Origin of the sequence: Tritonibacter scottomollicae (assembly GCF_032924845.1) — a bacterium.
In the GTDB taxonomy this organism is placed as follows: Bacteria; Pseudomonadota; Alphaproteobacteria; order Rhodobacterales; family Rhodobacteraceae; genus Epibacterium; species Epibacterium scottomollicae.
Genome location: NZ_CP136704.1, coordinates 3,581,699 through 3,593,755, shown reverse-complemented (window position 1 = coordinate 3,593,755; position 12,057 = coordinate 3,581,699). Strand labels below are relative to the sequence as shown.

At 60.0% G+C, this 12,057-nt stretch carries 6 protein-coding genes; 3 read left to right on the top strand and 3 right to left on the bottom strand.

The window, feature by feature from the left end; genetic code table 11:
* Positions 1-801: a vWA domain-containing protein gene (locus R1T40_RS17700; RefSeq protein ID WP_317385059.1), complete on the top strand. Its 801-nt coding sequence runs from the start codon at positions 1-3 to the stop codon at positions 799-801.
* The gene (locus tag R1T40_RS17695; RefSeq protein ID WP_317385058.1) at positions 798-1,667 is read left to right on the top strand and encodes a glycine betaine ABC transporter substrate-binding protein; all 870 of its coding nucleotides are present in this window, start codon (positions 798-800) and stop codon (positions 1,665-1,667) included. Before R1T40_RS17700 ends, R1T40_RS17695 begins: the two co-directional genes overlap by 4 nt.
* A gap of 135 nt (positions 1,668-1,802) precedes the next feature.
* On the opposite strand, the gene R1T40_RS17690 is transcribed toward R1T40_RS17695, so the two are convergent.
* Positions 1,803-4,211, bottom strand: a complete 2,409-nt coding sequence (locus tag R1T40_RS17690) for a YbcC family protein (RefSeq protein WP_317385057.1) — start codon at positions 4,209-4,211, stop codon at positions 1,803-1,805.
* Between the two features lie 16 nt (positions 4,212-4,227).
* Complete coding sequence (locus tag R1T40_RS17685; RefSeq protein WP_317385056.1) at positions 4,228-5,778, bottom strand: proton-conducting transporter transmembrane domain-containing protein; 1,551 nt, start codon at positions 5,776-5,778, stop codon at positions 4,228-4,230.
* 112 nt (positions 5,779-5,890) lie between these two features.
* Between R1T40_RS17685 and R1T40_RS17680 the strand changes: the two genes are divergently transcribed.
* Positions 5,891-6,781 (top strand): LysR family transcriptional regulator, encoded by an 891-nt coding sequence (locus tag R1T40_RS17680; RefSeq protein ID WP_317385055.1) that lies wholly within the window; start codon positions 5,891-5,893, stop codon positions 6,779-6,781.
* A gap of 409 nt (positions 6,782-7,190) precedes the next feature.
* On the opposite strand, the gene R1T40_RS17675 is transcribed toward R1T40_RS17680, so the two are convergent.
* Positions 7,191-11,996, bottom strand: coding sequence for an OmpA family protein (locus R1T40_RS17675; RefSeq protein WP_317385054.1), 4,806 nt, complete (start codon positions 11,994-11,996; stop codon positions 7,191-7,193).
* Between the last annotated feature and the right edge of the window lie 61 nt (positions 11,997-12,057).

Genomic DNA, 12,057 nt, shown 5'->3' with positions numbered 1-12,057 from the left:
ATGACCTTACACTCCAAAAACCTGATCCGCATATCGATCAGCCTTGCCGCCTGTCTTGTCCTGTCTGCCTGTTTCGAAGAGGAAGAGGCACCCGCAGATGTGGCACCCATTTCAGTTGCCGCGCTCGGCAACGCCGTCTGGCCAGCGAACGGAACGCGTGACGGCGACATCACACCCGGCACGGCCACCGATCCCTTTGCGCAGAACAATATGATTGTGCTGGACATGTCCGGCTCGATGGCAAGCAAGGACTGCGCCGGAGATTACTTCAGCCGCGCCGATGCCGCCAAGGCGGCATTGCTGAGTTGGATCGCCGCCAATCCCGGCGACAACGTCGGCCTGGTGAGTTTCAGCGCCGAAGGCACCCAACTCGACTTTTCGCTCGGGCGCGGGGAGGAACACGCCCGCCAGGTTGTTGACCGGATCAAAGCCCTGGGCGCCGACGGCGGCACGCCGCTTCTCAGCGCGATGCAGATCGCCCGCGAGGAGCTGGAGAACCAGGCCGTTCGACAGGGGGGAACCGGCGCCTACCGTCTGATCGTCATCACCGACGGGCAGGCCTCCAGCGGCGAAAGCCCTGCCCCGGTTGTCGGTGCGGTGTTCGACAATCCCGCCAACATGATCGAGATTCACACCATCGGCTTTTGCATCGAGGGCGGACATAGCCTGAAAGATCCCACCCGCGTCTTTTATACCGACGCAAATTCCCCGGATGACCTGCGCGCTGGACTTGACGCGACCAGTGGCGAGGCCAGCGATTTCGATCCGGCGGACATCAATTTCGAGGAACTGGAACCATGATCCGCACATCCCTCTCGCGCCGGAGCATGCTGGCTGCCCTTGCCAGCCTCTCCGCAACACCTCTCGCGGCGCAATCGCTGGGCCGCCCGGATGTCGTCATCGGCTGGACGCCCTGGTCTGACGCCGAAGTGGTGACCAAGCTTGTTGCCCGCGTGCTGCACGACATGATGGACCGTGATGTCGAGCTGACCCTGGCCGACATCGAGGCCCAGTTCCGCACCCTCTCGCGCGGCGAGATTGACGTCATGCTGATGTCTTGGGAACCCGGATTGCACGCCGCCTATTTGCGCCGCTACGGCGACACGCTCGTGGACCTCGGCCCGCTTTACGAGGGCACCATCGGTCTTGCGGTGCCCGAATGGGTACCCGCCGACCTGATCTCCTCGATCGAGGATCTGCGCCGCCCCGAGGTGCAGGAGGCCCTTGGCGGGCGCATCGTGGGCATTGATCCCGGCGCCGGGTTGATGGCCACCACGCGTGACGCGATCCAGCAATACGGGCTGACGAACTACACGCTTGAAGAAGGCACCGGGCCGAAGATGGTCCGCGAAATCGCGCTGGCGCAGCGGCGCGACGCGCCCGTCGTTGTCACCGCCTGGCGTCCACATATGAAGTTCGCGCTCTATGGAATGCGCTATCTAGACGATCCCAAAGGGCTCTACTCCGGGGCCTCGACGATTCACGCACGCGCAAACACCGGGTTCCCCGAGCGCGCCCCTGATATCGCGGACATGATCGGCAGGATCGCACTGGAAATCACCGATATCGAAGAGATAATGGTCAACGCACGAGAGCAAGGGATCGACAAGGCGGTCCAGTCGTGGATCGATGCCAACACGGCCAAGGTCGCAGACTGGCAACGCTGAGAGTGTCTGGTGCTAGTCTCTGATCAGCGCAGACCTGACCGCACAAACAAGACCGCGGCCCCCGTTTCCCAACGGAGGCCGCGTGTTGTGGCTGTGGACGAGTGCCAGACTATCCGCACTGCCGCGAAAGGCGAACTATTCGGCGGCTATTGCGCGCTCGGCATCAGATGGAGCGCTGAAGGGCGTCCATTTCAAGTCCCCACAGTAGCGCCAGGCCAGTTTGCCTTCGTCATCCATGGCGATCAAATGCAGCCAACCGTTGTCGAACAGCTCACACACGCCAGGATGGCGCGCGAGAATATCGGTCATCGCCTCGCGCGGCGCTTCGATGATCACCGACAAGCGCAACGGGTCGTGCTGGAAGCTGTTCCCATCGTGAACGGATTGCCATGGCAAACCCGGGCGCGGGGCACCATTGTTGCCTTCCAGAACGCCGATACCTCCCACCACATTATGCAAAAGCTTGTTGCCACCACCAAACAGGGACGGCGCCACGGTTGAGCCGTAATACTGCAGGCTGATCCAGCTGGCGACAACCACAGGCGCGGTCATGATCAGTTCAAGCACGCCGAACCCGTCATCGCGACGCCAGTCGTAGTTATGCAGGAAGGCCTGCCCTGCCAGATCCGCCCCGTCGGTGCGATGGCGCGGCGCTGCGATGAAGGCCCGGCATCCAGCCAGCCCCCATTCGGGGCGTGTTTCGGCCCAGTCCCGCGCCCGATGTGGGACGCTCGCGGCTCCAGTTGCGCGTGGCAGACGTTGCACGCGCTCTGCACGGGCGAGGCTCCCGGCAGCGGACAACCATTCCTTCAGCTGTCTGAACCCGCCGGTCGCGACACCCTGCGGCACATCCCCCTCATAGAGGGTGACCTCGTCGGTCGTTGTGTGGTGCATGGCGGGCAGGAACACCGTATCGACAGGGATCTCGATCCCGGCGTCCCGCAATCCAAGCTTTACGTCGTGATCATTCAACAGCCGTGCCAGAAGCCGGGCATTCACATCCCCCGCGTGTCCACCACAGGCGCCACAGTGCAATGCGCTTTCATGCGGATTGTTGGTTACATCGGCGCCGTGACCGGCAAGCAAGACAATCCGCGCAAAATTATCGGTCAGCGACATGGCCGTCAGCACTGACTTCGCAATCCCGATACGGGCGTCCAGGCTGATGGCCGGATCCAACTCTGGTGCAGGTTCGACCGTGGCCTTGCCGCCAAGGCCCAGCGCATCCCGAACCAGCTTCCCGGCATAAAGCGGCCCCGTCGCTTCCACAAAGGCGAAAGACGACACAGCGGCCAGCTTGAACCGGCCCCAGGCCCGCTTGGCCCGTGCGGTGTAACGCCGACCGAGATCGGCCTGCGTGGGCTCCGCCGCCTGAGATGTCACGCCAGGTTGCAACAGCACCGGGCCGCGCCGTTCGCTCACATCCGAACCGGCAATCTTGTGCGCACTGGCCAGCCCGAAGAACCCGGCAAAGCCGATGGTCTCGATGTTTTTGTCCTGCGCTTCCAGCGCGCGACGGAAGACTTCGGACCGGACGTCGATACAGAAAGCCGCTTGCACGTCCGGGCGACCTTCTGCCCTGTGTGGTTTCCCCGGCAGCAGCCTGTCGGACAGGATACGCTGCTGTGCCCGTTCTGCGGCCTCCTGAAGTACCGCGTCGATAACAAGATCCAGCGACGGGCTGACAGGGGTCTGATGGGCGGCGACAACCTCTGCCCAACGCGCTGCGATCTGGTCTTCGTAGAGGTGAAACAATGCTTCGTCGAACACCATACGGATCGCCAGAAGCTCCGTGACGGTGCTTTCCTGAGCCCCTTCCAGCTCTGCCTGCCACAGCAGGTAGCGTCCATATTGGGCCCATCCGCCCAACGTCATCAGCCAGCGGTGGAAGGCGGTCGTCGCGGCATCGGTGGTCACGCCAAGCTGATCCGAAGCGCGGCCTATGGCGCGCCAATGCGAGCGCTTCGTTCCAGCGACAAAGGCACAAAACCCCGTCAGCCCCTGGATCTCAGGGGTCAGATCGCGCGAAGCGAATTCGCGCCAGGCGCTGAAGGGCCCGCCGGTACTGGACTGCTGCCAAAGAGCTTGCCCCTGATCAAAATGGCTGGCGGCCCATACGCCAATGCGATCTTCGATCAGCCCCGGCCAGTCCACGCCCGAAACATCCGCCGCCAATTCGGCCACGGTGGGCAGGGCCTTGGGGTCGGCTGTGTCATTCTCCAGGGCAGTCTTCACGTCTTGCAGGCTCAGCGTATCGCCATCCCCTTTGACCGCTGACATTGCGTCCAGCAGATCCGTATCGGTGATTTCACCTGCCCGTAGCTTGTCGGCCCAATGGGCGCGTGACGGTGTAATCCGGGCGCCGCCCACCCGCGCCAAACGCGCAGCGGTGGCGGCCAGTGTCTCGCCTGTCTGGCCGAGGAACGGGTTCACCGCAACATTTGAAGACAGCGGGAACAGCGGTGGGATCGCCTTGGCGGCTGTGTTGGCCTCGAAGACAAGCTCAAGCAGGGCGGCGGGATAGGACTCGAGTTTTGTATGCATCAGGAGTGCTCCTTTTTCAGGCTTCGGACCGCTTGGACCAACCGTCCAAGAGCTTGTCGCAGATCGCATTGGCATAGAGACCGTTGGTCAGATGAACGCGCAATCCGGCTGCTGCGGGGTGCGAAGCCCACAGCGGGAAGGTTGCCTGGGCCACCGCGACAAGGCCAAAGCTCCCAAGCGCCAGAAGGATCAACGCCCATTCCAGCGGGCCCGGCTCAGGGGTTGGGGGCAGGCTGCCTGCGGTCAGATACAGGGCGACGACCTGCAGCGCGAAATAGCTGACCGATGTGACCAGCGCATAGATCACGGTGCGTCGCATCAACGCGAGGGGTGCCGCATCGGCAAAGCCCTGTGCCAGAAGGTAGGCGACGCCGAAGATCAGGATCACGCCCAGGGCGATGGCCTGAACCGACTTTTCGTCAAACCCGAGCACGGCACCGACAAGACCGTAGATCACGATGGCACTCGCAAAGGACTGCAGGACGTTGCGCGCACTGGGCACGGCGATCGGACCGGGACGGCTGATCGCGGCGACATTGCGCACCGCCTCACCCGAGCTGAGGAACGCATGGGCCTTGTAGAGCGAGTGTGCCACGATGTGCAGCAACGCCAGTGGGAACAGCGCCAGTCCGCATTGCATAATCATAAAGGCCATTTGCGCGATGGTAGACCATGCCAGAGAGGTCTTGACCGCGGGCTGTGTGAGCATCACCAGACCACCGAACAACGCCGTAAAACCGCCCAGCATGACAAGCAGCGCCATGACGCCCGGCGCCAGAAGCATCACATCCGCAAAGCGGATCAACAGGAACCCGCCCGCATTGATCACGCCCGCATGCAGCAGGGCGGATACCGGTGTCGGGGCCTCCATCACTTCGGTCAGCCAGCCATGCATCGGGAACTGCGCCGATGCCAGAACGGCCGAGAGGGCGATCAAAAGCGCCGCACCCGTGGTCAGCCAGGTGGTCTGGGCGTTCGCGAGAATGGTCTGGATGTCGGTGGTTCCGGTTGCGACAATCAGCAGAAGGATCGCCCCCGCCAGCGCGCCTTCGCTCAACCGTGCGACAAGGGCTTTCTTGCAGGCGGCACGCCGCGCTGTTGCCCGCTCTGGGTAGAACAACAACAGCCGATTCAGCGACAGGCTGGTCAGTGTCCAGGCGGCCAAGAGTTGCACGAGGTTACCCGCCATCACCAGCAGCAGCACCGCCGCCAGTGTCACCGACATCCAAGCGGTGAACGCCCCTTGGCGGGCCTCGCCATCCATGTAGGTCCTAGAATACCGCATCACGATCCAGCCGATGAAGCTGACCAGCACCAACATCACCGCACTCACGACATCGAGCCGCACGGACAGGCCAACGCCAGAAAGTCCGATCAGCGCCGAGGTGCCCGCGCCTTTCATCACGAGGAGCGTCGCGGCGAGCACCGCGATCAAAAAGGCGCCGAACGCCGCCATCTCTGCCAAATGCGCCACCCGCCCCGGGCGTTTACCGGGATGTCGCGCGGCATGAAGCGCAGCCAAAAGAAGGAGGAGCGGACTGAAGAGAGGCACGAAGAGATAGAGCATGATCGGGATCCATTGATTTTCGTGGTCAAAGACCTTTGCCCCTGCCTAGGCGAGAAGGCTTGGCAAGAAAAATTCATTGTCCTTTAGAAGTCGTTCTAATAAATAGAACTATATGCCGTTGAACTATCATCACCTGCGATATTTCTGGGCCGTTGCGCATGAGGGGAACCTGACGCGCACGGCACAGCGTTTGAACCTGTCCCAGTCCGCCCTGTCGGTTCAGATCAAGCAATTGGAAGACCGTCTGGGCCACGGGCTGTTCGAACGACGGGGGCGACAACTGCATCTGACCGAAGCCGGGCGGATCGCGCTGGACCATGCGGACGCCATTTTCTCAACGGGGCAAGAACTGGTCGCCACGCTCACGGGGCCGGTACAGAACCGCAAGGCGTTGCGCGTCGGCGCGCTGGCAACCTTGTCGCGCAACTTTCAGATCGGTTTTCTAAGGCCGATTTTGTCACGCCTGGATGTGGAAGTCATTCTGCGCTCTGGCAGTCCCACAGAATTGCTGGAAGGACTGGGCTCACTCAATCTCGATATGGTGTTGATGAACCGCCCGCCACCAGACGACAGCCTGACCCCATATGAAACACACCAGATTGGACAGCAGGACGTCAGTATCGTCGGCACCCCGGACCGGATCGACCCCGATAGCCCGATCAGGGAGCTTCTCCTCGACCAGCCCTTTATCCTGCCCACGACCGACAGCAGCGTGCGCACCGCGTTCGACGCTATGGCGAGCCGTTTGTCCGTGCGGCCGCAAATTGCCGCGGAAGTAGACGACATGGCCATGATGCGCCTTATGGTACGAGAGGATGTCGGGCTTGCGCTTGTCGCGCCGATCGTCGTGAAAGATGAACTGAGCTCCGGCCGCCTCAAAGAAGCCAAGGAGCACCCTTTGATCAAGGAAACCTTTTTCGCCGTCACGCTTCGGCGCCGGTTCCCGAACCCTCTGGTCCAGGACCTGCTTGAACGCAGTACCGGTGCCGCATTCTTATCCTGAAACGGGCGTTGCTGGGCAGTATTGTAGACCGCACCCCTTAAGGAAGCTTCGGTCCGGTATCGGCGCGTGGCTGACCTGCGCCCCTGAAACTTCTCCAGCTTAGTGTAGAGTCGTCCATGCCATGCTGCCGACAGAGCTATTTGGCACTGGTGCCAGCCTCACGTTCCATGAGAGGTCAATGATCTGTCCTTCGCCAATGCGGCTATTCCGGATCTTCTACTTTCTCGTTCGGGAACAAACCATATCAGGATCGAACCAGATCATCAGTGAACCGCGCTGCTGCAACGCTTCACTTCAGGCCGGTCCGCTTCTTAGCTTATCCGTGACCACTCCCGCAACTGAGCTACAGAACTGGCTTCACTACATAAATCCTCCCTCTGCCGTCGCGAAACAAGGCCATAATGATTGGTCAATTTGTTGCAATGCTGAGCGGGTAGTCCACGTTGAGCGACAGCGCCGGGATTTGTGGACGTTGCTGGCCCTCCGTGAGCTCCGGTACCCGAGAGGATGTGAACAACACCAGCTCCTGCAGGGAGTTGAACCCGTTGCGATCCCCGACACGGTTGTCCGCCAAACCGCGCAAGCCCTCTAGCAACGCCGCCGTAAAGGCACCGTGACCACCGCCGAAGCTCTCGTCCTCAAAGCTCAGCTCCGAGCCAGAGGAAGAGGCAAACACAACCGCCCCGGTGCCCTTGGTGAGATCTTGGACCGCATCGTCGGCCACCACCCGGTTACCACCCGCTCCAGAATGGCAAATATCTAGCAACATCAGCGCGTTCTGGTTCAACGGCCGGTTCTCCAGATAGTCCCGGAAACGGTCAACACTCATGCCCGTGTAGGGCTTGGCCAAATCGCCTTCGTGGGTCATAAAGTACAGCTCCTGCTCCTCATCAACCACGCCATGCCCGGCCAAGAACAGCACCACCACGTCATCGTCAGCGGATTGATCCAGAAACTCGTTCATCTGGATACGGACATTTCGCTCGGTCGCATCCGCATCAGTCAAAACCTTGGTTTCCACCCGATTGAACAGCTTGCCTTCCTGAGACTCCATCAGTTTTGCCAGTTCGGTTGCATCGCGGTCCGCAAAGTTCAGGTTTTGGCTGGATCGCTCATAGTCAGAGACCCCAACGCCAAAGAACCACAGTGTTTGCCCGGCTGGGCGTTCATCGGGTGTCTCGCCGCCTGCGCGGATGACCTCCAAAGTCTGGGTCTGAATACGCGCATCGCGCCACACCAGCGAGGCCTCGATGACATTACGTCCTGGATTGAGATCAAACCTGCGGCTCAAACCCACGGTCTCCTGCCCGTCAAAGAACGCCTCTTCCTCGAAGCCGCGTGATTTCAGCACACGGCGACCGTTCAGCGTATATTCGATCTCGGGGTCGGCCAGATCTGCGCTGTCCTTGCGCACCTCCAGCTGCACCACAAAGGTTTCATCCTCGGTGGTGGTGCGCTCAGGGGACACCAGAGTTACCGCATACGGCGCCTCAAAGACATCCGCATCCACGTCTGCGCCATCATCCGGCAGTGCCTCACCACGAGCGATAGCATCCAGAAGATTGCGGATCAGGCCCGGACGCTCGTAGCCCTCTGCCAGCGCGGAGAAAGGCAGATAGTTGTCGCCCAGCGACCAGTACACATCCTCGGTCCCCTGCAAGGACGCGGTATAGCGCCCGTCAGGCGTATAGGCGATCCACTCGCCGTCCTTACGCGGCGCAATCGTCAGTGCCTGCTCCATCCGGTTGAGGTCAATGAAGATAAGCTCATTTCCGGTGGTCAAACCAATCGCAAGATTGCGCTCTGAATGGACCTGCAAGTGGCGCAGGTTATGCGGGAAGGTCAGCTCTTTGCCATCCAGCGCCACGTGATCCCAAAACCACTCAACCGTACGCCCGTCGCTCAGCTCGACCTCAAAATTCGGGCTGGGCGTTTCGCGGCCAGTGTACTTGCCATTTGCGGGGTCGTGCAGATACCAGCGCCCCTTGCCACGGAATTTGAGAACATCGCCCCCATCCGCCCATTCCATCTTGAAATAGCGCGCCTCGGCCTGAAAGCTCGTCACTTCGCGGTCGCGCAAGGCATCATAGATGGTGACGACGCGGCCATCTGTCATGCCCTGTTTGAACCCTGCCATCCAAGAAGATGTGACCGCGATCATGCCGTTATCGGCAAGGCGCACGAAAACACGCGGGTCGTAGATGCCTTCGTACCGTACCGGCTCGGTCACGATATCAAAACTCTTTTGCATCACGACCTTCAGCGTCGCCTTCTCGATCACGTAGATATTGGAGCGTGGCGACTGAAACGGCCCATCCCCCTGCGGCACGGTCCCCACGACGATATGGGTGTCGTTCTCGCGCATGCTGTAGGGTTTACCGTCGATCTGCTTGATCACCTCACTGCGGAATGTGGTGGCGTCGAACTTCAGCATCTGCCCGTCTTCGTCAAAGGCAAAGAGAACAGACCCGTCCTGATTTAGCGGCTTCCAAGTCTGATAGATCTCGCCTTCAATACGGTGGACTCGGCGGCCCGTCTTGATGTCCCAAACGCTGGTTCCGGCGCTGTCGCGCGACATGACCAGGTTCTGCGAGGGCACCATTGTGAGTCCACGGCCCTTGTGCGCAGCCCCATCTTTACGCTGGTCAACACTCAGATCACGCGTATCGAGATAGACGATCTGATCATCCAGCGCGGTAACATAATGACTGCCATCGGGCGTGAAACCACCATAGAGGATCTTGTCCTGATCGCCCTGAAGCTGCGCTGTAACCTCAAGGCTCGGCACATCCACCAGCGCCAGACGGGTGGTGTTGGTGAACGTATCGGCGATCATCACCTTGGGTTCGGTGGGGTGAGCGATCAGATTGAACGTCATCGCCGGCATCCGCTTGCGCGCAATCTCACGCCAGTCAGAGGTGTTCCAGACGATCAACTCATAGTCGTTGTTCATCCCCACCAGATATTGACCATCGGGCGTATTGGCGAACCCATGCAGCCAGCCGGTATTGCGCAACATGCCCACGGGTTTCAAGGACTTGGCGTCCCGCACCACTGCATGCGAAGTGCGTGGTGTCTTGGTCACGATATGCCCGCCATCGCCAGACCAGGCGATCTGCTCCGAGCCGCGAATGGTGCCCATCTTGGTCACGCCGCGAAACTTGCGCGATGCAAGATCATAGACCCGCAGGTACCCGGTACGGTCGCTATAGGCCACCGCATCCGAGAATGGCGACCAAGAGATCTCATCAATCTCGATCGAGTTTGGCAACTGGCTATGCATTAGCCCTGTGCGCATGTCGTAGATGTAGAGGAGATTATCCGTTACACCGGTCACCCCCACAAATGAGGACTTCATCGCGATATAGCGCCCGTTCGGCGAAATCGCTCTTGAGCTGCCACCGATAGGCAGTTGGCGGACCCGCAGCATCCGCTCCAGATCCCACACCTGCGCAGGTGTGTTGCCCGTCACCGCATACCGGCCATCGGGGCTCAGTGTCAGCGAGCGCGCATCGAGCCAGCCAGAGGTCGAAATCTGTGGTTCCGAGATGTTGCCATAGGGACGGATCTCAACGCGGCGGTTGGTCTGTTTGCCGCTCTCGGTAACATTGGTGGCAAGTGGGATACGCGATCCATAGCCGACGGTTTGCAGACGTTCCGGCGCAATATTGGCGCTCTCCACAAAATAGCGCTCGACCGATTTGGCACGCGCATCACTCAGCGGCAGATTGACCTTGTCGCTACCGGTGATGTCGGTGTGACCTTCGATCAAGAACACATAGTTTTCGGCTCCCATCGCCTTAAGCGCATCGGCCGCCTGATTGAGAAGTCTCACGCCAGCCTCACGGATATCCGCTTTGCCAGTGGCAAATTCGATCGTCACCCGCAGGCTGTCTCCAAAGCGCTGCTCCCAATCCTTTAGAAATGGATTCTCCGCGAAAAACCGGTCTCTTTGTCCCTGCAATCGCAGTGCGGTACGGATACGGTTCTCGCGCCCAGCGAGCCAGTTCTCTGAAAATCCGCCATAATCTTCTGCGCGTTCGAGCAGCCGGTTGGCCTGGCCGAAATCGCGCGCGTGAACACGATTGTCGATATAGTCGCCGAGTATGTTTCGATAGACCGTGCCATTTACAGTCGGCAGGTACTTTTCAAACACCGGAATCACGCGATCATAGAGCGCGGCCTCTTTGGCAAAATCCGCATATTGATCGATTGCATCATCCAACTGGTTCTGCGTCGGCGCCATGGATATAGCGCGGCTGCCGTAGTCTTCAGCCTTCCGCGGGTCGAACTCAAAATTGCTCCATGCCCAAGTTGCAGACATCAAAACAAGATAATTGTCGGGGAAATCGCGCAAACCCCGATTTAGCACGGCGATACCCGCGTCGAAATCGTCATTTCCGATCGCGCCGAACGCATCTTGTGCCGCCTCTGGCGATGGGTTCATGTCATATGCCGCACTCAAAACCCGATGTGCGTCACGCGGCAGTTTGAAATCCTCCCAGAGTATTTTACCCACATGGCGAAGCGCCGCATCGCTCTGGTGCTCATTGGCCCAGCTTATCGCCTCTCGAATGGTATCGAGACGCGTCGCGCGATCAGCACGTTGGGCGCTCAGAACGCGCAGTCGGTTATCAAGCCACGCCTTCAACGCACTGGAGTTGCTGCTTTGATCAAGCGCCAAGGTGAAGTACCGATCCGCGCCAGAACGATCACCCTTGTCCCTTGCGATGACACCACGGACATAATCATAAACCCAGTCTTGCGCGGGGCCGTCGCGTTCAAAGCTGTCGAGCCAGTTATTCGCAGCTGCCTCACCCGCGCGTTTTTTGAGGTTGAAATATGCGTACTGCACAAAGAACTCATGATGAGGCCAGGCCGCAGCGCCCAGTAGGAAGGCATCAAAGGCCTCTTCACGGCGATCCTGTCGCTCCAATGCATAGCCTAGATTCGTAAATCCAAGACCCAGGCTCGGATCGCGTTTGACACCTTCCTGATATAGGCGTTCGACTTCGCTTAGATCTCCACCGTTGGCATCGAGCACCCATGCCCGAGCCACCAATCCGGCTGGTGTTTCAGGGTGCTTTTCCGCAATCCACCCCCGTATCTGCGACCGGAGCGCACCGCTGTCGCGCGAGACCGAAAGCTCGATCAAATCGCCGAGATCCTTGCCTTCGCAATACTGACACTCAAGAGCGTATGAAGATGTCCCCATTGCCAAAGCAAGAGCACAAATTACCTGGAATATGGCTGTTCGGATCACGAAACATCTCCTG

Coding starts and splice junctions, on each gene's coding strand:
- R1T40_RS17685 (WP_317385056.1), bottom strand. CDS start 5,778: ATGCTCTATCTCTTCGTGCCTCTCTTCAGTCCGCTCCTCCTTCTTTTG.
- R1T40_RS17675 (WP_317385054.1), bottom strand. CDS start 11,996: ATGGGGACATCTTCATACGCTCTTGAGTGTCAGTATTGCGAAGGCAAG.
- R1T40_RS17690 (WP_317385057.1), bottom strand. CDS start 4,211: ATGCATACAAAACTCGAGTCCTATCCCGCCGCCCTGCTTGAGCTTGTC.
- R1T40_RS17680 (WP_317385055.1), top strand. CDS start 5,891: ATGCCGTTGAACTATCATCACCTGCGATATTTCTGGGCCGTTGCGCAT.
- R1T40_RS17700 (WP_317385059.1), top strand. CDS start 1: ATGACCTTACACTCCAAAAACCTGATCCGCATATCGATCAGCCTTGCC.
- R1T40_RS17695 (WP_317385058.1), top strand. CDS start 798: ATGATCCGCACATCCCTCTCGCGCCGGAGCATGCTGGCTGCCCTTGCC.